The organism is Agrobacterium sp. Ap1 (assembly GCF_017313375.1).
Taxonomy (GTDB): domain Bacteria; phylum Pseudomonadota; class Alphaproteobacteria; order Rhizobiales; family Rhizobiaceae; genus Neorhizobium; species Neorhizobium cellulosilyticum.
Genome location: NZ_JAFLMY010000006.1, coordinates 23,808 through 48,570, shown reverse-complemented (window position 1 = coordinate 48,570; position 24,763 = coordinate 23,808). Strand labels below are relative to the sequence as shown.

The following is a 24,763-nucleotide window of genomic DNA, read 5'->3' as shown; positions in this document are numbered from 1 at the left end:
ATCAGGCGCTCCTTGTGTTCTTGCTGTTCAGCGATGCCACGTCGAGAACGACCGGCTGCTGTGCTTCATGAGGATGGTTCGAGCCGGCGTAAACGCGCAGGTTCTTCATCTGGCGACGTCCGAGCGGGCCGCGCGGAACCATGCGCTCGATAGCCTTCTCGAGAACGCGCTCCGGGAAGCGGCCTTCGATGATGGCGCGTGCGGTACGCTCCTTGATGCCGCCCGGGTAACCGGTGTGCCAGTAGTACTTCTTGTCGGTGTACTTCTTGCCGGTCAGGACGCACTTTTCAGCGTTGATGATGATGACGTTGTCGCCGTCGTCAACGTGCGGGGTGTAGGTAGCCTTGTGCTTGCCGCGCAGGCGGTTGGCAACGATGGTGGCGAGGCGGCCGACAACGAGCCCTTCGGCGTCGATGATCACCCACTTCTTCTCCACCTCTGCAGGCTTTTGAACGAAGGTAGACATGGTTTTCTCTTTCGTTTGATCCCCGAGGCCGGAAACCGGTCGCCGGGGCGTTTCTTGTTGCTTGTATTGGCAGCCTTTCAGGCGCCAAAAAGAAAGCGGGCCCGTTAAGGTCCGCAATCTGGCGCGCTTATAGCGTGACGCGCGCAGACGGTCAATGTTGGGGATCCAGGGCTTCAAAAAATAAATCCAACAAAAACATGTAGTTAATTATGTGGTATTTTAATACCACAATTTTGTCGACTTGAGATTGCCGGCCTTTCATCCTTGTAAGGGGACTGAGAGCGGCGGCAATCCATCCATGTCGGTAATCTTTCGTTAGACTGTTAGGCTCCGCTAAAGTGTTGCGAACAAAGCTGGAATGTTCCCGCAACAAATGAGGCAAATTCCTGAATGCATCCCTTGGTTGGTCCTCGCGACTATGTGAAGCGCCGCAACATGTTGGCGATGGCGCAGTCAAAAGACTAGATAGAGCAAACAAACGACCAGATAGGCGGAGAGAACCGCCGGGAGAGCCGTGTATGAACCATGACCGTTATGACGACGACTATATAGCCGGGATATTGAAGGAAGCCCGCACGATTGCGCTGCTCGGGGCATCGCCCAAGCCGGATCGGCCGAGCTATGGCGTCATGCGTTTCCTGCTCGAACGGGGTTACAATGTCTATCCGGTCAATCCGGGGCAGGCCGGCAAGGACATTCTCGGCCGCAAGACCTATGCGACGCTTGCCGATATCCCGGAGCCGATCGACCTGATCGACGTTTTTCGCGCGCCGGAATATCTGGATGGCGTGGTCGATGAAACGCTGGCGCTGGAAACGCAGCCGGCTGCGATCTGGGGGCAGCTCGGCGTACGTGACGACGCAGCCGCCGCCAAGGCCGAAGCGGCAGGCATCAAGGTTGTGATGAACCGTTGCCCGGCGATCGAATATCCGAGACTTGTTGGCTGACAAGTTAGAGGCGTGCCGGGATTCCTCGGATCGTCGGCACGCTTTAATTCAACCTCACGGCTCGCATTGAACGCAGCATGTTTCAGCCTTGCAGCAGTTCCGGGTCGGCGCGCATCGTGTTCAGGTTGACCGCATTGCCGCAGTAACCAACGAACTCCTGGCCGGCGATTTCGGCCTCAAGGTCATGGCGACAGCGGCTCTTGGATTTGCATTTGGTGCAGGTCAGCTGCATCTCCCGGTATAGAGCCGGATGCAGAACCGCGACATCGCTTTGATCGATGTTGAGGGCACGCATCATCTCGATCATCTCGTCTGCCGCATGTGGCCCTGCCTTGACCAGCTGCAGAAGATCATCCGGCGCGATCGCGCAATCCTTGGATATCTGTCGGATTGTAGCTTCGTCCAGCATGGCGATTTCCTCTGCTTCCGCGGCAGCCGACCATGCCTCCGCGCACCAGCTCAGGAACCGCCGCGAAATGCTGGTATGTTCCTCGTATGCCATCCTTCCCATGACGTCCTCCTTCGTTTCGAGAAAGATGCGCCCGGCGGAATTATATTCCTTGATCCCCGTCAACGTCCGCGCTTTGCTGCGACAAGATAAAACAAGTCACATTTTGGGGAGGGTCTAATGCCGCCATTCAATCCGGGATTTTCCACGCTTGCCGTCCATGCCGGTGCGGCGCCTGATCCGACCACCGGCGCGCGGGCAACGCCGATCTACCAGACGACGTCTTTCGTCTTTAACGATGCCGAGCACGCGGCAGCACTCTTCGGCCTGCAGCAGTTCGGCAATATCTATACACGGATCATGAACCCCACTCAGGCCGTCCTTGAGGAGAGGGTGGCGGCGCTCGAAGGCGGCACGGCGGCACTTGCCGTCGCATCCGGCCATGCGGCGCAGATGCTTATCTTCCATACGATCATGCAGCCCGGCGCGAATTTCGTTGCCGCACGGCGTCTTTATGGTGGTTCGATCAACCAGTTCGGCCACGCCTTCAAGAATTTTGACTGGCATGTGCGCTGGGCCGATACCGATGACCCGGCAAGTTTCGAAGCGGCGATCGACGGGGAGACCCGTGCGATCTTCATCGAAAGCCTCGCCAATCCGGGCGGCACCTTCGTCGATATCTCGGCAATTGCCGACATCGCTCACCGCCGCGGCCTGCCGCTCATCGTCGACAACACGATGGCAAGTCCCTATCTGTTGCGGCCGCTTGAGCACGGCGCCGATATCGTCGTCCACTCGCTGACGAAATTCCTCGGCGGCCACGGCAATTCGATGGGCGGCATTCTGGTCGATGGCGGAACCTTCGACTGGTCGAAATCCGGCAAATATCCGATGATGTCGGAGCCGCGGCCTGAATATGGCGGCATCGTCCTGCACGAGACCTTCGGAAATATCGCCTTCGCGATCGCTGCCCGTGTGCTTGGCCTGCGCGATCTCGGACCGGCAATCTCTCCCTTTAACGCCTTCATGATCCAGACCGGCATCGAGACCCTGCCGCTCAGGATGCAGAAGCACTGCGACAATGCGCTGGCGGTTGCCAGATGGCTGAAACAGCATCCGAAAATCGCCTGGGTCCATTACGCGGGCCTTGAGGACAATCCCAACCATCTGCTGCAGCAGCATTATTCGCCCAAGGGTGCAGGCTCGGTCTTCACCTTCGGCATCGAAGGCGGCTATGAGGCCGGCAAGAGTTTTGTCGAAGGACTGCAGCTCTTCTCCCATCTTGCCAATATCGGCGACACGCGCTCTCTCGTTATCCATCCGGCATCGACGACGCATCGCCAGTTGACCGAAGAGCAGCAGATTGCGGCGGGTGCCGGACCGGATGTCGTGCGCCTGTCGATCGGCATCGAGGATGCCGCCGATATCATTGCCGACATCGAACAGGCCTTGTCGAAAGTGAGCTGACGCTTCTATAGAAGCCGCTCATGTTATCATTTCTACATGGTCGGCCGCTATCGGCTGACTGTGCGGTTCTGTGAAAGTCCCCTCCCAACCCTCCCCACAAGGGGGAGGGCTAACCCCGTTGCGCCGCAGAGGCTCAAATGAGCCAAGGCGGCTGCGGCGGTTTTCTCCTCCCTTGTGGGGGAGATGGCCGGCAGGCCAGAGGGGAATTGGCAGACTGCAGAGGAAAAATCAGAGAAAGGGCAGGGGCGTGCGCCGCTGCTCCAATGGAGAATACCCGTGAGCGAGCAGTCACTTCTTCGGCTGTCCATCGCCGTCACGGCCTTATTGGCTGCATTCGGCATTACCGTCGGTCTCGTGTCCGGCTCTTTCGCCATCGTCTTCGATGGCTTCTATTCCCTGACCGACGCCTTCATGACGATCTTGGCCCTGCTGGTCTCAAGGCTGATCGTCACGTCGGCGGAGCCGACGGCAAAAGGAAAGCTGATCGATCGCTTCAGCGTCGGCTTCTGGCATCTCGAGCCGATGGTGCTTGGCCTGAACGGTACGCTTCTGATGGGCGCTGCGGTCTACGCTTTCATCAGCGCCGTCGGCAGCCTGCTTTCTGGCGGACGGCCGATCGATTTCGGCCCCGCGGTTATCTTCACGATCGTCACCGTGACTGTCTCCTTCGCCATGTGGCTGTTCTGCCGCCGCGCCAACCGGGCGCTGAATTCCAGCTTCGTCGCGCTCGACAGTCAGGCATGGGCGATGACCGCGGCACTGACCTCGGCTTTGCTGGTCGCCTTTGCGGTCGGCCACGCAATCGAGGGGACGGAGTTCGAATGGCTCAGCCCCTATATCGATCCGGGTGCGCTCGCGCTCATCTGCCTGATCATCGCGCCGGTGCCGTTTTCGAATGTGCGCCAGGCGGTTGCCGACATCCTTCTGGTCACACCGGTCGAGCTCAAACAGCATGTCGATGCGGTCGCAGAAGCCATTGTCGAGCGCCACGAGTTTCTCTCCTATCGCGCCTATGTCGCCCGTGTCGGCCGCGGCCGGCAGATTGAGCTCTTCTTCATCGCCCCGTCAGATTGGCCGCCGCGTCATCTCTCCGAGTGGGATGCTATCCGTGACGAGATCGGCGAGGCGATCGGCGGCGAGGGGCCTGATCGCTGGTTGACCATCGTCTTCACCGGCGATCCGGAATGGGCAGATTAGGCCCGATCGTGGTCAGAGACTGAAGCCGTTCATTCGCATTTTATTAAACATGTTTCGAATTGGCACAGGCTCTGCCGTAATCCTTTCCCATCCATGTGCGTTGATAGGCAGAACCTAGAGCGAGGGCATTGCATATGGATAGCTTCCGGCAGAAGACGATTTTGGTCGTGGAGGATGAGGCGCTTATCCGTTTTGCGATCGCGGATGCGCTTGAGGATGCGGGTTATGCGGTGCTGGAGGCGGGAACTGTTCTGGAGGCCGTCGGCAAGCTCGGCCAGCACGAACATATCGATCTTGTCCTCACCGATATCGATATGCCGGGTGGCCTGAACGGCATCGATTTGGCGAAAATGGTTGCCGAATGCGCGCCGAAAATCAGCATCATAGTATCGTCGGCCCGCAGCCACCGTGATCTGGAATGCCTGCCGGATGTCGCGCACAAGCTGGCAAAGCCCTGCACCGCAGCCTTGCTGCTTTCCACCGTCGGAAGTGTGCTGAAGGCCAAGGAACGTGCCGCCGGGCAGGCGCAGCGTCAGAGCGCCTGATCTTTGTCTCGACAAATGAAAATGCCGCGGAAATCGTTCCGCGGCATTTCTGTTTTCAGATGCTTGTTTAAGCTGTTTCGGCGACTGCACCGACAGGCGATGCCGCTCTGATCCGCACCTTGTCGATATTGCGCCCGTCGAGCGAAACGACTTCGTAGGTCAGGCCGCCGAAGGTGAATGTCTCGCCCTGTTCCGGAAGATGGCCGAGGCGCCAGAGGATGAGGCCCGCCAGCGTCGAGTAGCGGTCGGCGTCGTCCACCAGATCGCTGTCGAGAAGACGCGATACGTGGCGGATGTCGATCCAGCCATCGACCAGAAGCGAGCCGTCGTCGCCGCGCTCCACCGTCAACTGTTCCTCGTCGTCATCGGCAAAATCACCGGCAATGGCTTCGAGCAGGTCGGTTGCCGTGACCATGCCTTCGACCGAGCCGTATTCGTCGAGCACGATCGCCACCTGCAGCGGCGACTGACGCAGCTGTTCGAGCAGACGCAGCGCATTGACGCTTTCATGCACGACCAGCGGCTGACGCAGCGAGCGTTCGAAATCGATCTTGCCGGTTTCGATCAAGTCGCGCAGCAGGTCCTTGGCAAGTGCCACGCCGAGGAATTCGTCGAGACTGCCGCGGGCGATCGGGAAGCGGGAATGGCCTGATTCCAGAACCTTGCGGCGAAGTTCCTCGTCGCTATCCTCGATATCCAGCCAATCGATGTCGAGGCGATGGGTCATGACCGACTTCGCTGGACGATCGGCAAGCGTCAGGACGCTTTCGATCATCTCGTGTTCGACCGGCGTGAACAGCTCGTTTTCCGAGGCGCGTTCGGCAATCACATCGGCAGTCTCACCCAGTGAACTCTCGCCCCGTCGGCTGCCAAGCAGTGAGAGTACGGCGCTGGCCGTACGTTCGCGCAGGTCACCCGTGCTCATGAATCGCTCGCGGTTGCGGCGGCCGATCTGGTTAAATGCCTCGATCAGCACCGAGAAGCCGATCGCGGCGTAGAGATAGCCCTTCGGGATATGGAAGCCGAGGCCTTCGACGATCAGCGAGAAGCCGATCATCATCAGGAAGCCGAGGCAGAGAATGACCACGGTTGGGTGTTTCGACACGAAGGCCATCAGCGGCTTTGAGCACAAAAGCATGATACCGACGGCAACGATCACGGCAATCATCATGACGGAAAGATGCTGGACCATGCCGACCGCGGTAATCACGCTGTCGAGCGAAAAGACCGCATCGAGTACGACAATCTGAACGAGAACCTGCCAGAACACGGCGTGTTCGACCTTGCCGTCCTTGTGGCCGGAATGACCTTCCAGCCGTTCATGCAGTTCCATCGTACCCTTGAACAGCAGGAAAAGACCGCCGAACAGAAGGATCAGGTCACGGCCGGAAATTTCGAGGCCGGCGACGGTGAAAAGCGGTGCCGTCAGCGTCACAATCCAGGCGACGGAGGCAAGCAATATAAGGCGCATGCCGAGCGCCAGGCCGAGGCCGATAAGGCGTGCCTTCTCGCGCTGGTGTTCGGGCAATTTGTCGGCAAGGATCGCGATGAAGACGAGATTGTCGATGCCGAGGACGATTTCTAGAACAATAAGGGTGGCGAGACCCGCCCATGCGGCGGGGTCGGACATCCATTCGAATATCATGATGACAAGCGGCGCACCGTTTCTGGTGGCCAATCCTTCTGTGGTTGAAAGGGAAAACAAAAAATGCCGCCCCAGAACGGGGACGGCAGCAGACTATGAATAGAGGGGATGGCGTGTTTGGGCGCTCCCGGCTTTCGTCGGGGCGCGGTCGTCTCTCGACCTGGAATGTGGAACGTCCGGTCCGATGTCCTTGTCGATTTCGATTGGACAGTCAGGCCGGACACACGCAATCGGCTGTCCATGGCGAAGCGCTATAGCCGATTATCGCCACAATTGCATCGGGACATTGTTCATTTTTTCGAGAAGACAGGTTCGGCAGGGTGTTCCCGCATAGTCGAACACCCTGTTATCGTTGAAGATCAGGCGTCGGGTCAGGCTCCCATGCCGCCGTCGATCGTGTGCATCGCGCCGGTAATGAAGCCTGCTTCCGGGCCGGCGAGATAGGCGGCGAGGCCTGCGATTTCTTCCGGGCGGCCGTGGCGTTTCAGCGCCATGAAACCGTGCATCGTATCCTTCATCGGGCCATCGGCCGGGTTCATGTCGGTATCGATCGGACCGGGCTGGATCACGTTGACGGTGATGTTGCGCGGACCGAAATCGCGGGAAAGACCGCGCGCCATGCCCTGAACTGCCGATTTGGTCAGCGCATAGGCAGCACCACCTGCAAAAGGCATCCGGTCGCCGTTTACCGATCCGATGATGACGATGCGGCCACCTTCCGGCATCAGGCGGGCGGCTTCCACCGAGGCATGGTAAGGCGCGCGCACATTGATGTCGATCATCCGGTCGACTGCATCGGGATCGGTTTCGAGCGGATCGCCGAGAACCAGCGTCCCGGCATTGACGACGAGAACATCGATTGGCCCAGCGGCCTTGACCGTCTCGATCGTCTGGCTGCGATCACCTGCATCGGATTTCACTGCTTTGGCACCGGTCGCGGCTGTAAGGGCGTCGGCTGCATCCTTGGATCCGGCATAGGTGAACGTCACCTCGGCGCCGTCATTTGCGAAGCGGCGAACGATTGCGGCGCCGATGCCGCGGCTGCCGCCGAGAACCAGTACCTTCTTTCCATGGAAGTCTGTCATTGTCATTCTCCCTGTATCAGGCTTGAGATTTAATGTAGTGGGCATTACATAAATCTGCAGATTGATGGCGTCAAGGATTTTGTAGTGAGTGATACAAAAATAAATACCCAGGCAACGGCGAGGCGAGGAAGACCCCGCGCGTTCGATCGTGAAGAGGCGCTGGCCAAGGCTCAGGCCCTGTTTCATGCGAAGGGATATGATGCGCTGAGCGTCGCCGACCTGACGCAGGCGCTCGGCATCAACCCTCCAAGCTTTTACGCCGCTTTCGGCAGCAAGCTTGAACTCTATGATGAAGCATTACGGCGCTACGAAAAGACCGAGGGGCTGGACGTCGATACGGCTCTTGCGCCAGGTACGCCGCTTTCCGATGGCGTGGCAAAGCTCCTGCGTTACGCGGCGGATGCATATGCAAGCGGAGACGCCTGCGGCTGCATGGTGATCGAGGCGGCGAGGGGCACGGCGGATGCGGCCGCCGGCGAAAAGGCGCGAGAACGCATGGAGGCCAGCCGGTCCTATATCCATCAGAGGATTTTAAGCCTCGATGCAGGCAATGCAGATCTTGCCTCCGACTATGTGATGATGTCTCTTGCCGGCCTGTCGGCCAGCGCCCGCAACGGCATGCCGACAGCGCGCCTGCGTGTCATGGCTGCGATAGCCGCGGAAGGTCTCAAAAGCCATCTGGAAAGCGCCGCCTGACCGTGGGCCGCGTTGGGCGGAAGCAATAGCGGAAACAAGGAGCGACGATGCAGGCCTGGACGACATTCGATCTCGCAGCAATAGAGCCGGAAGACGGCGCTCCGGCACCCGATCGGCTCATCGAGGGAGCCCCGCAGTTCCGCACCTGGAATGTCGATGAGGCCGAAGGCGGTATCTATGCGGGAGTCTGGGAGGCAACGCCGGGAACCTGGCGGATCGTCTATGACGAGTGGGAATATTTCCACATTCTCTCCGGCCATTCCATCGTGACGGAGGAGGGAGGCAAGCCGCTCCATCTTCGCGCCGGCGACCGCATGGTGCTCAGGCCTGGCTTCAAGGGAACCTGGCAAGTCGTTGAAACGACTCGTAAGGATTACGTCATCCGGCTTTAGAATTATCGTGCTTCGGCGCGAACTGGGGAAAGCTTGGGCCAAGGGTTTTGTCCCGATATCGATCGCGATAGACATCCGGCATCGATAACAATCCGGACATCGCAATGCGCATTTTGAGACTTCTCCTGACCGCCGTCATCGCCATCTCGGTCGTCATCGGCTTCCGCTGGTACCGTTATGTCGGCAATACCGACAGCCCCTATGACGAGGTCGGCATCGAGATCAACAGCCGCCTCCCGACGCCATTGCGCAAGTGGGGCTGCGACAGGCTGCATGCCACGTTCGGCAATGTCCTGCCGCCATACGGCTGCCAGGCCGGTGACGATGGGCGCAGCTGGCTTTAAGTCTCTGAGATTTTGGGCGACAGTTCAGTCGCCCTTCTTGCCCGCAGCCGCATAGGCCTTCGCAAAATCCTCCGAAGCGATGAAGGCAAGCGTTCGGCGAAGCTCGGCGGATTTTTCCGCACCCAGCACGGCGTCGAAGCGCCTCTGGGCCTCCTGCCAGTTTGCCACCATTTCCGCCTGCCTTTCGCGACCGCTTGGCGTCAGCCGCACCCGCTTGGCGCGACGATCCTTCTCGTCCGGCACCAGTTCCACCAAATCGTCGCGGATCAGTGGCTTCAGCGTGTGACCGAGCGCCGACAGGTCCATGACCATCGCCTTCGCCAGTTCCTTCTGGGTTGGCTCTTTGAGGTAGGCTATCTGGGTGATGAGCGAGAACTGCGTGCCGCGCAGGTCGCTCGGACCCATCGCGTCGTCATAGAGTTGCCCGAGCTGGCGCGATGCCCGGCGGACGGAACTGCTGCTGCAATGCGCCCAGATACTGTCTTCCTGCTTTTCCATGTTCCGATCATTCCCGACCTTGTCGGTTCAGGCAACGCCTGAGAAGCTCTGTTCCATCCGACGCTCCACAAAATTTCATCTGCCTACTTGCACTCGCAAAATCCTCGCTCAAATATAGTGGCATATACCAGTAAATTCCAGTCATCATCGAAACAGGAGAATTGCCATGACATCCAAACTTGGAACTGCACTCGTAACCGGCGCATCTTCGGGGATCGGCGCAACCTATGCCGATCGGCTTGCCCGCCGCGGTTACGATCTCATCCTCGTCGCGCGTGATGCTGCTCGCCTCGGGGAGCTGGCCGACAAGCTGGCAAAGGCCTACGGCATAAAGGCCGATGTACTGCGCGCCGATCTCAGCGATCGCGCCGACGTCCTCAAGGTCGAGGATCGGTTGAGGGGGGATGAGGCGATCACGCTTTTCGTCAATAACGCCGGCATTGGGCCTGTTACGTCATTGCTTGAAAGCGATGTCGATTATCTGGACACGATGGTGGCGCTCAACGTCACGGCCGCCAATCGCCTTGCCGTCGCTGCCGCCCAGACATTTGCCAGGCGCCGGGCAGGGGCGATCATCAACACGGCCTCCGTCGTGGCTCTTGCTCCGCAGATATTCAACGGCACTTATGCCGCGACTAAGGCGTTCGTCCTGAGCCTGACTGAATCTCTAGCCGCCGAACTCAAGGACAAGAATGTCCGCATCCAGGCCGTCCTGCCGGGCCTGACGCGCACCGAAATCTTCGATCGTGTCGGCCGCTCCTTCGACGATCTGGATCAGGGAATGGTCATGGATGTAACCGATCTGGTGGATGCCGCGCTCGCAGGTTTCGATCAGGGCGAGATTGTAACGATACCGGCACTTGCGGATGACGGCATCTGGAATGCCTATTTGGCCGCCCGCGGTGCTCTCGGCCCGCATCTGTCGCTGCGCAAGCCGGCTGCCCGTTACGGCGTTTCGAGCTAACGCAATTCCAGCAAAAGTGGAAACCGGCTTTGCGTGCGGAATTGCGCTGAGCCAAAAGGATAGAGCAGCTTCGCGTTTCGAAGAAAGGCGGAAATGCTCTATCGCAGGATATAGGCGAGGATCGGTGCTGCAAGGACGTTGACGAGGCCGACCAGCACCATCACCAGTCCGGCGACCGAGCCTTCCTCGGCGCCGATCTGGTTGGCCTTGGCCACGCCTGCGCCATGCGCTCCCATGCCGAACAGCGCGCCTCGCGCCAGCGAGGATTTCAGCGGCAGGATCCGCAACAGCTTCTCACCCAGTGCAGCGCCCGCCACGCCGGTTATGACGACGAACAATGCCGTCAGGTCCGGCACTCCGCCAACCTTCTCCGAAATCGCCATGGCAAACGGCGAGCTGACCGAGCGGGGAAGCAGGCTCAGGCGAAGCGTGCCATCAATGGAAAGCAGGCTCGCCAGGGCCCAGGCGGTAAGGATTGCGGTGCCGCTGCCGACCACGATGCCGAATGCCAGCACAGGCCAATAGCGCATGATCATCGCCCGCTGCTCGTAGATCGGGATTGCGAACGCGACGGTCACCGGGCCGAGAATGGCCATCAGCCAGCGGGTGGCGCCGATATATTCGCTATAGGTCGTGTGCAGCGACAGCGCCAGCGCAGCGAGAAGGACCGGGGTCAAGACCAGCGGCGACGACCAGATTGCCGGCCAGCGGCGATAGGTTCGCTTGGACAGAAGATAGATAGCGATCGTTGCTGCCGACCAGAAGACGGTGATCAGTATCGTCTCAAGAGACGGCATGTCTGCTCTCCATGCGGAGCATCAACCGGTAGCCGACATCGACCGCCAACGCGGTCATGCACATGACCATCAGCGTCCCGGCAAAGATGACCGCAAGAACCTTCAGCCCGACAAGGCCGAGAAATTCGGAGTGGTCGAGGACGGCAAGAACGGCGGGCACGAAGAAGAGCAGCATGTCCGCCAGCAGGACATTGGCACCGCGCCGCATGGTGGAAAGACGGATAGTGCCGGTGATCAGCAGATAGAGGAGTGCAAACAGGCCAAGCACGCTGCCGGGGATCGGCAGACCTGTACTGCGCGACACGGCTTCACCGGCAAGCCAAAGAAGCACGATCAGCGCAACCTGTGCAAAACGGTTGCCGTGGAGGCTTTTATGCAGGAAAATTGCGGTCTTGCGCTTGGTCACGGAAGGGGTCCTGTTCAACGATCCTCCCTCAGCCGTACTATAAGGTACTGTTTCCGCTAAACAATCGAACAGATTGCATAAGAGCCATGTGTTTTCGATGTGGCGTACTGTCGCTCGATGCCTGATTTTGCATCACCAGACGAGATCCAGCCGCTCCAACCCATGGAAATGATAGACGTCTTTGACCGTTGGTTTGTCCTTAAGCCGCAGGTCGGGCAGGCGTCGAAACAGGATCGGCAGAACCGTGTTGAGTTCCAGCCGCGCCAGCGGCGCACCGATGCAGAAATGGATACCGGCGCCGAATGAGAGGTTCTGCGCTTCCTTCCGTTTCGGCTTGAAGGTGAGGGGATCGGAGAACACCTTGGGGTCGAGATTAGCGGCGGCGAGGATCAGGCTGACCTTGTCGCCGCGCTTCAGGCTGACGCCATCGATCTCCACGTCCTCCAGGGCCCAGCGCTGAAAGATATGGACGGGCGCGCAGATGCGCAGCGTTTCTTCCACGATCCGTTCCGTGGCTGTTTCATCTCGAAAAAGCTCGGCCGGAGTGAGGCCGTTTTCGAGAATGACCCGAACCGAATTGCCGATTTGATGCACCGTCGCTTCATGGCCTGCATTGAGCAGCACGATTGTCGTCGAAACCAGCTCGTCGTCGGTAAGGTGCTGGCCCCGCCCTGAATCGGAAGACTTTCGCTCGGTGTGGATCATGTGGCTGAGTAGGTCCTTCGCAGGTGTCCTGCGGCGCTCGGCGATCAGCGTCTTGACGTATTCGGCAAATTCCTTCGCCGCCCGGTCGGCCGCATGTTCGTCCTCTCTTGAACGCTTGAACATATACATGCCGGCATAGACGTGGCTCCATTTCAAAAGTTGCGGCCCCATCTCGTCGGGAATGCCGATCATCCGCGCTATCATCGTGACGGGAATGATGTCGGCAAAGGAGGAAAGCAGCTCGGTCTTTCCATCTTTCTCGAAACCGTCGATCAGCCGTTCCGCCAGATCGGCAATCTCCGGCCTCAGCTTCTCGATATGACGGGATACGAAGGCGCGGTTGATCAGCGTTCGAAGCCGCGTGTGTTCCGGCGGCTCGATTTCCAGCAGCGAATGGCGCTCTGCGAGATCGAAATTTACAAGATGCGCCTGCGGCTCGGGCAGCCCCATTTCCTCGCGACTTGCCACATGCAGGATCTGTCGCCCGAAACGCCTGTCACGCAACAGTGCGTTCACATGCTCATAGCCGGTAAAGAACCATTGCCGCTGTTCCTCCCAGTAGAAGGTGGGACAATGCTGATGCAGGGCTGAATAGACCTGGTTCGGGTTGCTGTAGAAAGCCGGATTGCGGCCATCAAGCGAAACATGCCGGCTGGCGGTATCGATACGGAGAAAATCAGGAAGCGATGTCATTCCCGATGCGTAGCGCAAAATTTTGGCACTGCGCAATCGGGATAAGCTGGTTGCCGTTATTCGCCGAGAGCAACGCCCTCGCGACGCGGATCGGCACTGCCTACAAGTCCGGTGCCGGTGATCTCGATGGCATGCAGCCCGGAATTCATCTGGCCCGGTTTGACTTCATAGCCAAGCGCCTTCAGTGGCTCGGCGAACCTCTCGGCTGTCGTACCCGCTTCGATGTCGTAGGTACCGAAACGGTTGATCAGATGGGGCTGGGCGACGATCTGTTCCACCGGCATGCCCCAGTCGATATAGGCGATCAGCGCCTGCGCCACATAGCCGATGATCTGGCTACCGCCCGGCGAGCCGATGGCGAGCAGCGGCTTGCCGTCCTTCATCACGATCGTCGGAGCCATGGAGGAGCGTGGCCGTTTGCCGGGTTCGACACGGTTGGCGACCGCGAGTGCACCATCATGGGTCTTGAAGGAAAAATCGGTCAGCTCGTTGTTGAGCAGAAAGCCATGCGTCATCAGCCGAGAACCGAAGCCGTTCTCGATCGTCGTCGTCATCGAGACGACGTTTCCTTCCTTGTCGACGATGACGAAATGGCTGGTGGACGGCAGTTCGATCGCGGCATCCCGGCCGAGCAGCATGGCGTGATCCCATTCGGGTTCGCCTGCCTTGACGGCATCCTTGGCAAGCGCCTTGTCGCCATCCAAAAGCTTTGCCCGTTCGCCGAGATATGTCTTCTCAAGAAGCCCCTTGATCGGCAGCGGCTGGAAATCCGTATCCGCGACGTAACGCTCGCGATCGGCAAAGGCGAGGCGCTGTGCGTCGCCGATGATCCGCCAGCTTTCGACATTCTCCGGACCAAGGCCCTTGAGGTCGAAATTCTCTGCCATGCCCAGCATCTGACCGATAGCAATTCCGCCCGAAGACGGTGGTCCCATGCCGCAGATGTCGAGAGCGCGATAGGTAAAGCAGACCGGCTCCCGTTCCTTGATGTGATAGATGGCAAGGTCGGTCTGGGACAGAATACCGGGATTGTCGCGCGCACCGCGCACCGTCTTGACGATATCTTCGGCGATAGGTCCGCGATAAAATGCATCGGCACCGCCCGTCGCAATCGCCTCAATCGCTTTCGCATATTCGGGGTTTTTCAGGATGTGCCCCGCCTTCAGCGGCGCACCGGTCTCATCGAAGAAATAGTTCCTTGCACCTTCGTAACGTTTCAGCGCGTCGCCTTCCGTCGCAATCAGCGAAGCGAGGCGAGGGGAGACTGCAAAGCCTTCGCGGGCCAGCTTGGCGGCGGGTTTCCAGAGGGCCGGCCAGCTTTGCTTGCCGTAGCGGATCTGGACATCCTCCAGCAGCCGCACCGTGCCGGGCGTGCCGACCGACCTGCCGCCGACAACGGCGTCCATGAACTTCAGCGGCTGTCCTGCATCGTCGAGAAAAAGCTTCGGCGTCGCCTCCATCGGCGCCGTTTCGCGGGCGTCGAATGTGGTCAGCCGTTTCGCGGCCGCGTCGTAATAGACGAGGAAAGCGCCACCGCCGAGGCCGGAACTCTGCGGCTCGACAAGGCCGAGCACGGCCTGCACCGCCACCATCGCATCAATGGCGTTGCCGCCATTGGCGAGAATTTCACGACCCGCCTGCGCTGCCAGCGGATTGGCGGCTGCGACCATGAAGTCTCGCGCTTCCACGCGGCTGGCGCTTGCAGTGCCGGTGGCTTTCTCGGGGGCAACCGTGTCGGAGGCCTGCTGCGCAGGTGCGGACGAAATCGATAGCAGGCTGATGACCACAGCCCCGTAAAGTGTTTTCGCCATGTCCCGCTCTCTCATCTTTGTGTGGGAGGGATTTGGGTGATCGGGTAGACGAAGACAAGAGGGCGGCGCCGAAAAACGGAGCCGCCTCCTTCGATGCATAACGCTTACTTGCCGATCGCCACGATCCGTCTCAGTGCAGCTACCTGTTGCGTCATGCTGGCCTGGACCGGGGCATCCTGCGTATCAGCGTGGTCGATCGCGGGAACGATCGATACATCACTCTCGGTGCCGATCGCCGTGCGGTCGCGGCCGTTTGTCTTGGCAACATAGAGTGCGCGGTCTGCCGTGCTGAGAAGCGTGTCCAGGTTGGCCGATCGGATTTCCGCCAGCGCAATGCCGATACTGACGGTGACGGGTATCTGATGGTCTCCGACGTTGATCGGCTGCTGTTTCAGCGTAGTCCTGATCGCCTCTGCGACGCTTGCGGCCTCTATCATGTTGGCGACATACATGATTGATGCGAATTCCTCGCCGCCCATGCGACCGAATGATCCGCGTCCCCGCTGCGCGGCCGTGCCGATTTTTGCGAAGGCGACCAGCACCTCGTCGCCAGCCTGATGGCCGTATAGATCATTGATCTGCTTGAAACCGTCTAGGTCCAGATGGATCAGAGCCAGTAATCCGCCTTCGCCCGAGTGGATTCGCTTCAGCGTGTGGAACTGGTCGATCAATCCGCGGCGATTGAGAAGGTTGGTCAGTGGATCGGTGACGGCGAGCAGTTTCAGCTTGGCTTCATTGCGCTCGTTGATGAGCTTGCTGCCGCTCATGATAGCGGCGATGAAGCACAAGGCGGCGACGAGAAGCAGCAGGAAGGAATTGTTGCCTGCCGCAAAGGATTGCGGCTTGCTGATCAGGGCAAATATCGCGACTACCGTGCTCGACAGAACCTGGACGCCGACACATGCGGCGAAAACCCTGCGGGTCTGCGAGCGGCCGTTCTCGCCCCAAAGAACGGTGGCGATCAGCATCAGATATCCTACCGATGCAGCGCCATGGAACAGGGCGACACGATAGCTGAAGTTGGTCCGCACCGGCTCGAGCAGCATGCCGGCGACGAAGATCAGTGATGGAATGGCGATAAACGCTTCCACACGCCGCTTGTCGAATTGCAGCATTCCGGCAACCCAAAGCCCGATGCCGCTAAGCGCCATGACATTGGCAATCTCGATCGAGACGAAATCGGGCAGGGTGCCGCGCAGCGCGACCATGCCGACGCCGATGCCGTGAAAGAGGAAGCCGGTTCCCCAGGTGAAGTAAAACGGCTGGCGTTCGTAAAACCAGCGTGTCCATAAAAGCACACCGATCGTACTAGCCTCTGCGGCCCAGATCATGAAACCCGTTACAATATCCAACGCAATACTCCCCGCCGAACCTCGGCTTGGCGTGTGTATAACCTCGAAAGTTTAAGGTCGGGTTTGCGCCAGGCGCTCGCTTTTGGCGTTATAGTTGGCGTGGGGCGATATTGTCCGGTGTGATTTACCTTCGCTTTACCTTGGCGGTAAAAAAGGCGGTGGGCAGGGCCGCCGTATCATTGAGCCGAAGCGATTTATTCGCGACAGCGCAGATGCGATCAGCCCGGCATGGGTGGCAGGACGATCGTGAGTTAAGGATATCGGGCTCTCCGTCTTGAAGTACCGGGCATTGACACTCTATGTAGGGATTGACCCATTCCAATGATTCCGGAGCGCCACGTTGCCTTCGGCAAGGCATTTGACAAAGGACGGACATGAAAAATCCAGTTGATACCGCAATGGCCCTGGTGCCTATGGTCGTCGAACAGACCAATCGCGGTGAGCGCTCTTACGATATCTATTCGCGCCTGTTGAAGGAGCGCATCATTTTCCTGACCGGTCCGGTGGAAGATCACATGGCGTCGCTCGTCTGCGCCCAGCTGCTTTTCCTCGAAGCCGAAAATCCGAAGAAGGAAATCGCGCTTTACATCAATTCTCCGGGTGGCGTGGTCACCGCCGGCATGGCCATCTACGACACGATGCAGTTCATCAAGCCAGCCGTTTCGACGCTTTGCATCGGCCAGGCAGCCTCGATGGGTTCGCTGCTCCTTTGCGCAGGTGAAAAGGGCATGCGGTTTGCAACGCCGAATGCCCGCATCATGGTGCATCAGCCGTCCGGCGGCTTCCAGGGTCAGGCGTCCGACATCGAGCGTCATGCCCGCGACATCCTCAAGATGAAGCGCCGCCTGAACGAAGTTTATGTGAAGCATACCGGCCGCACCCTCGAGGAAGTCGAAAAGACCCTCGATCGCGACCACTTCATGACCTCCGACGAATCCCTGGAATGGGGTGTCATCGACAAGATCCTGACCTCGCGCCAGGAACTCGAAGGCGGCTCGGAAGGCTGATCGGGTTGTAGCCTTTCGGTCACTGTAACCCTGTTGTGAGCAAAAAGGGGTTTCAAGTCGACCGGAAAGCGCTATTAGTAACTATTAATGCTGTGTTGAACTTTTATGACATAGCATTCGTTTCTTAGGGGTTTCGTTGCCGCCGGACCGTTATCTGGACCGGTAGAGTACCCCCGGAACAGGGCAGGCACGTGAAGCCCGTCGGTGTCACGTGCCGGCAGCGGTTGAGTGGACTGCGCCCGTCTTTACGTGAGCGCAGAGTGCTGGAAGGAAAGTGATATGAGCAAAGTCAGCAGCGGCAACGGCGGCGACTCCAAGAATACCCTATACTGCTCCTTCTGCGGAAAGAGCCAGCACGAGGTCCGCAAGCTGATTGCAGGACCGACAGTATTCATCTGCGATGAATGCGTCGAACTGTGCATGGACATCATTCGCGAAGAGAACAAGACCTCGATGGTCAAGTCCCGCGACGGCGTTCCCACGCCCCAGGACATCATCAAGGTTCTCGACGAGTACGTCATTGGCCAGCAGCAGGCCAAGCGCATCCTGTCGGTCGCCGTTCACAACCATTACAAGCGCCTCGCGCATGCCTCCAAGGGCGGTGACGTAGAGCTTGCGAAGTCGAACATCATGCTCGTCGGCCCGACCGGCTGCGGCAAGACCTATCTTGCCCAGACGCTCGCCCGCATCATCGACGTTCCCTTCACCATGGCTGATGCAACGACGCTGACCGAAGCCGGTTACGTTGGTGAAGACGTCGAAAACATCATCCTGAAGCTTCTGCAGGCCGCCGACTACAATGTCGAACGCGCCCAGCGCGGCATCGTCTATATCGACGAAGTCGACAAGATCTCGCGCAAGTCGGACAACCCGTCTATCACCCGCGACGTATCTGGCGAAGGCGTGCAGCAGGCGCTTCTGAAGATCATGGAAGGCACGGTTGCCTCGGTTCCGCCGCAGGGCGGCCGCAAGCATCCGCAGCAGGAATTCCTGCAGGTCGACACGACGAACATCCTGTTCATCTGCGGCGGTGCATTCGCTGGTCTGGACAAGATCATTTCGGCCCGTGGCGAGAAGACCTCGATCGGCTTCGGTGCATCCGTCAAGGCTGCTGACGACCGCCGCGTCGGCGAAGTGCTGCGCGAACTGGAACCGGAAGATCTGGTCAAGTTCGGCCTCATCCCGGAATTCATCGGTCGTCTGCCGGTTCTGGCAACGCTCGAGGATCTCGATGAGGATGCGCTGATCCAGATCCTGTCCGAGCCGAAGAACGCACTGATCAAGCAGTATCAGCGCCTGTTCGAGATGGAAGACGTGGAACTGACCTTCCACGAGGACGCCCTTCGCGAGATCGCCCGCAAGGCGATCGTGCGTAAGACCGGCGCCCGCGGCCTCCGTTCGATCATGGAAAAGATCCTGCTCGACACGATGTTCGAGCTTCCGGCACTCGATGGCGTCCGCGAAGTCGTCATCTCCGACGATGTGGTGAAGGGCAATGCCCGTCCGCTTTACATCTATGCGGATCGCCAGGACGAGAAAGCCAATGTTTCGGCCTGATCCGGGACAAGTAGTATAGATTTGATCGAGGCCCCGTATTGGGGCCTCTTTTCGTAGGTAAGCTGTGGTGCTCGCTGCGTTCTGGGGAAATTCCCAATGCGGACGGTTGCGCGATATTCAGCTTGCTTTAGACGTGAAGCACGCAGATCATGGTTGTTCTCGCTGCTTCGGTTTTTCGGCTTCTGTGCGAAGTTGAATGCGATTCACGTTTCCGTCGATGGCCGGGGCTGGTCCGGCGGATAATGGCAACGTCAAACATTTATGCGAGTGCTTTGTAATATCCCTGTCATGTTGGCGACGACTGGGCTGCTGCAAGGCTTGAAAATGACATAGGAAAACTCCACCTTGAGCGGGAGTGAAGTGCTTGGGTAATTGCTCAAGCCATCCCGGAAACGGGACGATGGAAAGGAAACAAGATGACAAGTTCAACGTCTGCAGCATCCGGCTCTGCGACCTATCCGGTCCTGCCATTGCGCGACATTGTGGTCTTCCCGCATATGATCGTTCCCCTGTTCGTCGGACGTGAGAAATCCATCCGCGCGCTTGAGGAGGTTATGGGCTCCGACAAGCAGATCATGCTCGTCACCCAGATCAATGCCAGCGACGACGATCCGGAGCCGGACGCGATCTACAAAATCGGCACGGTCGCCAATGTTCTGCAGCTCCTGAAACTGCCCGACGGCACGGTCAAGGTTCTGGTCGAAGGTCGAGCACGTGCCGAGATCAGCAATTATACGGACCGCGAGGAGTTTTACGAGGCCAAGGCCGACATTCTCGACGAGCCTGAAGAGGACGCCGTCGAGGTTGAAGCCCTGTCTCGCTCGGTCGTTTCCGAGTTCGAGAACTACGTCAAGCTGAACAAGAAAATCTCGCCGGAAGTCGTCGGCGCCGCCAGCCAGATCGAGGACTACTCGAAGCTTGCTGACACGGTCGCCTCGCACCTGTCGATCAAGATCACCGAAAAGCAGGAAATGCTGGAAACGGTGTCGATCAAGTTGCGTCTGGAAAAGGCGCTCGGCTTCATGGAAGGTGAGATTTCCGTCCTTCAGGTCGAGAAGCGCATTCGCTCGCGTGTAAAACGCCAGATGGAGAAGACCCAGCGCGAATATTACCTGAACGAACAGATGAAGGCGATCCAGAAGGAACTCGGTGACGGCGAAGAAGGCCGTGACGAGATGGCCGAACTGGAAGAACGCATCGGCAAGACCAAGCTCTCCAAGGAAGCCCGCGAAAAGGCGGATGCCGAACTGAAGAAGCTGCGCCAGATGAGCCCGATGTCGGCGGAAGCCACCGTCGTGCGCAACTATCTCGACTGGCTGCTGGGTATTCCGTGGGCCAAGAAGTCGAAGATCAAGGCCGACCTCAACAACGCCGAAAAAATCCTCGAGCAGGATCACTTCGGTCTGGACAAGGTCAAGGAGCGTATCGTCGAATATCTGGCGGTTCAGGCGCGTGCCACCAAGATCAAGGGCCCGATCCTCTGCCTCGTTGGCCCTCCGGGTGTCGGTAAAACGTCGCTCGCCCAGTCGATCGCCAAGGCGACCGGCCGCGAATACGTGCGCATGGCGCTCGGTGGCGTTCGTGACGAAGCCGAAATCCGCGGTCACCGCCGCACTTATATCGGCTCGATGCCTGGCAAGATCATCCAGTCGATGAAGAAGGCCAAGAAGTCCAACCCGCTCTTCCTGCTCGATGAAATCGACAAGATGGGCTCGGATTTCCGCGGCGATCCGTCGGCGGCACTGCTCGAAGTCCTGGATCCGGCACAGAACTCGACTTTCATGGATCACTATCTTGAAGTCGAATACGACCTGTCCGACGTGATGTTCATCACCACGGCGAACACGCTCAACATCCCGGGTCCGCTGATGGACCGCATGGAGATCATCCGCATCGCCGGTTACACCGAAGATGAAAAGCGCGAGATCGCCAAGCGTCACCTTCTGCCGAAGGCGATCAAGGAACATGCACTGCAGCCGAACGAATTCTCGGTTTCCGACGATGCCCTGATGGCGATTAGCCAGCAGTACACCCGCGAAGCCGGTGTTCGCTCCTTCGAGCGCGAGCTGATGAAGCTCGCCCGCAAGGCCGTGACCGAGATCATAAAGGGCAAGACGAAGTCGGTCGCCATCACGGCTGCCAACATTTCGGATTACCTCGGTGTTCCGCGTTATCGCCATGGCGAAGCGGAAGGTGAGGATCAGGTCGGTGTTGTCACCGGTCTCGCGTGGACGGAAGTCGGCGGCGAGCTCCTGACCATCGAAGGCGTCATGATGCCGGGCAAGGGTCGCATGACCGTTACCGGCAACCTGAAGGACGTGATGAAGGAATCGATCTCGGCTGCGGCATCCTATGTCCGCTCCCGTGCCGTCGATTTCGGCATCGAGCCGCCGCGTTTCGACAAGTCGGACATTCACGTTCACGTGCCGGAAGGCGCCACCCCGAAGGACGGCCCGTCTGCCGGCGTCGGTATGGCAACGGCGATCGTTTCGATCATGACCGGCATTCCGGTTCGCAAGGATGTCGCCATGACAGGCGAAATTACCCTGCGCGGTCGCGTCCTGCCGATCGGTGGCCTGAAGGAAAAGCTGCTTGCAGCCCTTCGCGGGAACATCAAGACGGTTCTGATCCCGGAAGAAAACGCCAAGGACCTGGCCGACATTCCGGACAACGTGAAGAACAACATGGAGATCATCCCCGTGTCCCGCATGGGCGAGGTGATCAAGCATGCTCTGGTTCGTCGTCCTGAACCGATCGAGTGGGATGGTACGGTTGAGACACCCGTTATCGCAACGGTCGAGGGGGCCGAGGACGGTGTGACAGGCATCGCCCATTGAGCGATCCCTCGGGTCAACCGAGTTTGAATTGTGGAGAAAGCCGGCGAAAGCCGGCTTTTTTTGTGAAAAATGCATGAAACCCCTTGTTTTTCAGGCGATCTCAGAGCTTTTGGGTTGCCAAGCACCGACGCAAAACTATTGTCGGCGCCGACTAATCGAGTCGTTCCAAAACCGTAGAAAGGGATGGAAACATGAACAAGAACGAGCTGGTTTCCGCAGTTGCCGAAAAGGCTGGTCTCTCCAAGGCTGACGCCGCATCCGCCGTGGACGCAGTATTCGAAACCGTACAGGGCGAACTGAAGAACGGCGGCGACATTCGCCTCGCTGGCTTCGGCAGCTTCTCCGTATCCCGCCGCGAAGCCTCCAAGGGCCGCAACCCGTCGACCGGCGCAGAAGTCGATATTCCGGCTCGCAACGTTCCGAAGTTCTCGGCCGGCAAGGGCCTGAAGGACGCCGTAAACGGCAAGTAAGACTTCACCGGGCAGTATCCCTGCCATGGTCTCAAAACCCCGGATCGTCTCCGGGGTTTTTTGTTTTTGATCATCCGCAGTCAATGCAACTCGAGATGCGTTCCGGATGGCGGAACTGTCATCTGCTTGTCACGCCACTGCCTCAAAAGCCCACTTGTGGTTTTACGGAGGGCTCCCCCATGACATTCTCGACACGCGCCGCCTTGACGGCAATCCTTCTGGCCTCGGTCGCCGTACCGGCCAGCGCCGAGCAGGTCTTCAATCGCATCGCTTCTTTCCCGGTCGCCCAGAACCTGCCCAAGGGCAAGGATAAGGCAACGTCGTCGGAAATCATCACTGCGACCGCTGACGGCAATACACTGATCTATTCCGACGCGCCGGGCGGCACGATCGGTTTCATCGACATCACTGACGCCAAGGCCCCGAAGGCGGGCGGCTCGATCGCCATTGACGGCGAACCGAACTCGGTTGCCGCTGCAGGCTCGAAGGTTCTGATCACCATCGACAAAACAGAAGACCTGACCAAGCCGGCGGGTCAGCTCGGCGTTATCGACATCGTCTCGAAGAAGCTTGAGGCGAGCTGTGATCTTGGTGGCCAGCCCGACAGCGTTGTTGTGGCTCCCGATGGCTCCTTCGCTGCCATCGCCATTGAAAACCAGCGCGATGAAGACCTGAACGATGGCGCGCTGCCACAGCTTCCGGCCGGCGAACTGCTGATCGTATCGCTGAAAAACGGCGTTCCTGCCTGCGACAGCATCAAGCGTGTTGACGTGACCGGCCTTGCAACAGTCGCTCCGGAAGATCCGGAGCCGGAATTTGTCAACATCAACGCCAATGGCGAGATCGCCCTGACGTTGCAGGAAAACAACCACGTCATCATCATCGACAGCAAGACAGCCAAGGTCACCAGCCACTTCTCCGCCGGCACGGTTGATCTCGAAGGCGTCGATGCCAAGACCGATGGTTCGCTGAATTTTTCGGGCAAGCTGACCGCTGTTCCGCGCGAGCCTGACGCCGTCAAGTGGCTCGGCACCGATCGCCTCGTCATCGCCAATGAAGGCGATTACAAGGGCGGTTCGCGCGGCTTCACCATCTTCGACCGTACCGGGAAGGTTCTCTACGATGCGGGCATGACGCTCGAGCACGAGATTGCCCGCCACGGTCATTTCCCGGAAAAGCGCGCCAAGAACAAGGGCATCGAGCCGGAAGGCATGGAAGCCGCGATCTTCAATGGCCAGCAGTATTTCTTCGTGCTCTCGGAGCGCGGTTCGATGATTGCGGTCTACAAGGATACCGGTGGCGAGCCGGAGCTCGTGCAGCTTCTGCCGTCGGGCGTATCGCCTGAAGGCGCTGTCGCCATTCCGGGCCGCAACCTGCTTGCATCCGCAAATGAAGCCGATCTCGGCGAAGACGGCGGCCCCCGCTCGCATGTGATGATCTATGAGCTTGCCGAAGGCAAGAAGGCCTATCCGACCATCGTTTCCAAGGATGTCGATGGGAAGCTGATCGGTTGGGGCGCGCTGTCGGGTCTCGTTGGTGACGCCGAGAAGGACGGCATCCTCTATGCGGTGAACGATTCCGTGTATGCCATGCAGCCGTCGATCTTCACCATCGACACGACAAGCAAGCCGGCCGAGATCACCAATGTCGTCCGCATCACCCGCAACGGTCAGCCGGCCCAGAAGCTCGATATCGAAGGCATCGCGCTCGATGGCAAGGGCGGCTTCTGGCTGGCATCGGAAGGCGATAGCGCCAAGCTGGTCGGCCACGGCATCTGCAACGTCAATGCCAAGGGCGAGATCAAGGCAGAGATCGGCCTGCCTGCCGAACTTCTGGCCGGCGAAAGCCGTTACGGCCTCGAAGGCATCACCACGACCGGTTCGGGCGACGACCTGACGCTCTGGATGGCAATCCAGCGCGAATGGAAGGATGATCCGAAGGGCCAGGTAAAGCTTCTCTCCTACAAGCCGAAGTCGAAGGAATGGGCCGCCGTCCGTTATCCGCTCGAAAAGGCTGAAAAGGGCTGGGTCGGTCTCTCGGAAATCACCGCCAATGGCGACCATCTCTATATCGTCGAACGCGACAACTTGATCGGCGACGCCGCCAAGCTGAAGAAGCTCTACCGCGTTTCGCTCAAGGACATGAAGCCTGCCAAGATCGGCGGTGAACTGCAGCTCGTTGCCAAGGAAGAGGTCCATGACTTCCTTCCGGACCTGAAGAACGCCACCAACGGCTATGTTCTCGACAAGCTGGAAGGCTTTGCCTTCGACAAGTCCGGCAAGGCCTTCATGGTCACCGACAATGACGGTGTCGACGATTCATCCGGCGAAACCCTGTTCCTGCCGGTCAACCTCAAGGTCACCAACTAAACGGTCCGCCGTATTCAACAGAAAAGGCCAGGTGTTTGCGCACCCGGCCTTTTTTATTTGAAGTG

The 24,763-nt window shown here is 59.0% G+C and carries 23 protein-coding genes; 13 read left to right on the top strand and 10 right to left on the bottom strand.

Annotation, left to right across the window (positions count from 1 at the left end; genetic code table 11):
- Nucleotide 1: 1 nt before the first annotated feature.
- The gene (gene rplM / locus JZX87_RS13675; RefSeq protein WP_148145307.1) at nt 2-466 is read right to left on the bottom strand and encodes a 50S ribosomal protein L13; all 465 of its coding nucleotides are present in this window, start codon (nt 464-466) and stop codon (nt 2-4) included.
- Between the two features lie 518 nt (nt 467-984).
- On the opposite strand from rplM, the gene JZX87_RS13670 reads away from it, so the two are divergent.
- Nucleotides 985-1,413 (top strand): CoA-binding protein, encoded by a 429-nt coding sequence (locus JZX87_RS13670; protein ID WP_148145306.1) that lies wholly within the window; start codon nt 985-987, stop codon nt 1,411-1,413.
- 82 nt (nt 1,414-1,495) lie between these two features.
- Here JZX87_RS13670 and JZX87_RS13665 read toward each other — a convergent pair whose 3' ends face one another.
- Nucleotides 1,496-1,924, bottom strand: coding sequence for a DUF6455 family protein (locus JZX87_RS13665; protein WP_206826180.1), 429 nt, complete (start codon nt 1,922-1,924; stop codon nt 1,496-1,498).
- Between the two features lie 117 nt (nt 1,925-2,041).
- Between JZX87_RS13665 and JZX87_RS13660 the strand changes: the two genes are divergently transcribed.
- From JZX87_RS13660 to JZX87_RS13650, 3 genes are all read left to right on the top strand, one after another.
- A complete protein-coding gene (locus JZX87_RS13660) occupies nt 2,042-3,328 on the top strand; it encodes an O-acetylhomoserine aminocarboxypropyltransferase (RefSeq protein WP_206826178.1) in 1,287 nt (428 codons plus the stop codon).
- A gap of 276 nt (nt 3,329-3,604) precedes the next feature.
- A complete protein-coding gene (locus JZX87_RS13655) occupies nt 3,605-4,525 on the top strand; it encodes a cation diffusion facilitator family transporter (RefSeq protein WP_353654193.1) in 921 nt (306 codons plus the stop codon).
- A gap of 134 nt (nt 4,526-4,659) precedes the next feature.
- Nucleotides 4,660-5,070 (top strand): response regulator, encoded by a 411-nt coding sequence (locus JZX87_RS13650; RefSeq protein ID WP_148147331.1) that lies wholly within the window; start codon nt 4,660-4,662, stop codon nt 5,068-5,070.
- Between the two features lie 67 nt (nt 5,071-5,137).
- On the opposite strand, the gene JZX87_RS13645 is transcribed toward JZX87_RS13650, so the two are convergent.
- Nucleotides 5,138-6,715, bottom strand: coding sequence for a TerC family protein (locus JZX87_RS13645; protein ID WP_183685074.1), 1,578 nt, complete (start codon nt 6,713-6,715; stop codon nt 5,138-5,140).
- 371 nt (nt 6,716-7,086) lie between these two features.
- Entirely contained in the window at nt 7,087-7,800 is a 714-nt protein-coding gene (bdcA, locus tag JZX87_RS13640) for an SDR family oxidoreductase (RefSeq protein ID WP_206826172.1), read from the bottom strand.
- Between the two features lie 84 nt (nt 7,801-7,884).
- On the opposite strand from bdcA, the gene JZX87_RS13635 reads away from it, so the two are divergent.
- From JZX87_RS13635 to JZX87_RS13625, 3 genes are all read left to right on the top strand, one after another.
- Complete coding sequence (locus JZX87_RS13635; RefSeq protein WP_206826168.1) at nt 7,885-8,496, top strand: TetR/AcrR family transcriptional regulator; 612 nt, start codon at nt 7,885-7,887, stop codon at nt 8,494-8,496.
- Nucleotides 8,497-8,543: 47 nt separating this feature from the next.
- Nucleotides 8,544-8,888 carry a cupin domain-containing protein gene (locus JZX87_RS13630; protein ID WP_183827061.1) on the top strand — a complete coding sequence of 115 codons (345 nt, stop codon included), beginning with the start codon at nt 8,544-8,546 and terminating at the stop codon, nt 8,886-8,888.
- 104 nt (nt 8,889-8,992) lie between these two features.
- Nucleotides 8,993-9,232, top strand: coding sequence for a hypothetical protein (locus JZX87_RS13625; protein ID WP_206826167.1), 240 nt, complete (start codon nt 8,993-8,995; stop codon nt 9,230-9,232).
- A 24-nt stretch (nt 9,233-9,256) separates the two neighbouring features.
- On the opposite strand, the gene JZX87_RS13620 is transcribed toward JZX87_RS13625, so the two are convergent.
- Nucleotides 9,257-9,730 (bottom strand): MarR family winged helix-turn-helix transcriptional regulator, encoded by a 474-nt coding sequence (locus JZX87_RS13620; RefSeq protein WP_206826166.1) that lies wholly within the window; start codon nt 9,728-9,730, stop codon nt 9,257-9,259.
- A gap of 166 nt (nt 9,731-9,896) precedes the next feature.
- Here JZX87_RS13620 and JZX87_RS13615 point away from each other — a divergent pair, with 166 nt between their 5' ends.
- Nucleotides 9,897-10,694, top strand: coding sequence for an SDR family NAD(P)-dependent oxidoreductase (locus JZX87_RS13615; RefSeq protein ID WP_206826165.1), 798 nt, complete (start codon nt 9,897-9,899; stop codon nt 10,692-10,694).
- 98 nt (nt 10,695-10,792) lie between these two features.
- Here JZX87_RS13615 and JZX87_RS13610 read toward each other — a convergent pair whose 3' ends face one another.
- The 5 genes from JZX87_RS13610 to JZX87_RS13590 all read right to left on the bottom strand — a co-directional run bounded on the left by JZX87_RS13610 (nt 10,793) and on the right by JZX87_RS13590 (nt 16,458).
- The gene (locus tag JZX87_RS13610) at nt 10,793-11,491 is read right to left on the bottom strand and encodes an LrgB family protein (protein ID WP_148147338.1); all 699 of its coding nucleotides are present in this window, start codon (nt 11,489-11,491) and stop codon (nt 10,793-10,795) included.
- Nucleotides 11,478-11,897 carry a CidA/LrgA family protein gene (locus tag JZX87_RS13605; RefSeq protein WP_206826164.1) on the bottom strand — a complete coding sequence of 140 codons (420 nt, stop codon included), beginning with the start codon at nt 11,895-11,897 and terminating at the stop codon, nt 11,478-11,480. Before JZX87_RS13605 ends, JZX87_RS13610 begins: the two co-directional genes overlap by 14 nt.
- 132 nt (nt 11,898-12,029) lie before the next feature.
- Nucleotides 12,030-13,295, bottom strand: a complete 1,266-nt coding sequence (locus JZX87_RS13600; protein ID WP_206826163.1) for a cytochrome P450 — start codon at nt 13,293-13,295, stop codon at nt 12,030-12,032.
- A 56-nt stretch (nt 13,296-13,351) separates the two neighbouring features.
- Nucleotides 13,352-15,106 carry a gamma-glutamyltransferase gene (gene ggt, locus JZX87_RS13595; protein WP_286194622.1) on the bottom strand — a complete coding sequence of 585 codons (1,755 nt, stop codon included), beginning with the start codon at nt 15,104-15,106 and terminating at the stop codon, nt 13,352-13,354.
- A 104-nt stretch (nt 15,107-15,210) separates the two neighbouring features.
- A complete protein-coding gene (locus JZX87_RS13590) occupies nt 15,211-16,458 on the bottom strand; it encodes a GGDEF domain-containing protein (protein ID WP_206826160.1) in 1,248 nt (415 codons plus the stop codon).
- Nucleotides 16,459-16,832: 374 nt separating this feature from the next.
- Between JZX87_RS13590 and clpP the strand changes: the two genes are divergently transcribed.
- From clpP to JZX87_RS13565, 5 genes are all read left to right on the top strand, one after another.
- Nucleotides 16,833-17,465 (top strand): ATP-dependent Clp endopeptidase proteolytic subunit ClpP, encoded by a 633-nt coding sequence (gene clpP / locus JZX87_RS13585; protein ID WP_206826159.1) that lies wholly within the window; start codon nt 16,833-16,835, stop codon nt 17,463-17,465.
- A 279-nt stretch (nt 17,466-17,744) separates the two neighbouring features.
- Nucleotides 17,745-19,022, top strand: coding sequence for an ATP-dependent Clp protease ATP-binding subunit ClpX (clpX, locus tag JZX87_RS13580; RefSeq protein WP_148147344.1), 1,278 nt, complete (start codon nt 17,745-17,747; stop codon nt 19,020-19,022).
- A 416-nt stretch (nt 19,023-19,438) separates the two neighbouring features.
- Nucleotides 19,439-21,859: an endopeptidase La gene (lon, locus tag JZX87_RS13575; protein ID WP_206826158.1), complete on the top strand. Its 2,421-nt coding sequence runs from the start codon at nt 19,439-19,441 to the stop codon at nt 21,857-21,859.
- A gap of 191 nt (nt 21,860-22,050) precedes the next feature.
- Entirely contained in the window at nt 22,051-22,329 is a 279-nt protein-coding gene (hupB, locus tag JZX87_RS13570) for a DNA-binding protein HupB (RefSeq protein ID WP_112457241.1), read from the top strand.
- A gap of 179 nt (nt 22,330-22,508) precedes the next feature.
- Nucleotides 22,509-24,698 (top strand): esterase-like activity of phytase family protein, encoded by a 2,190-nt coding sequence (locus JZX87_RS13565; protein ID WP_206826157.1) that lies wholly within the window; start codon nt 22,509-22,511, stop codon nt 24,696-24,698.
- The last annotated feature ends 65 nt before the right edge of the window (nt 24,699-24,763 follow it).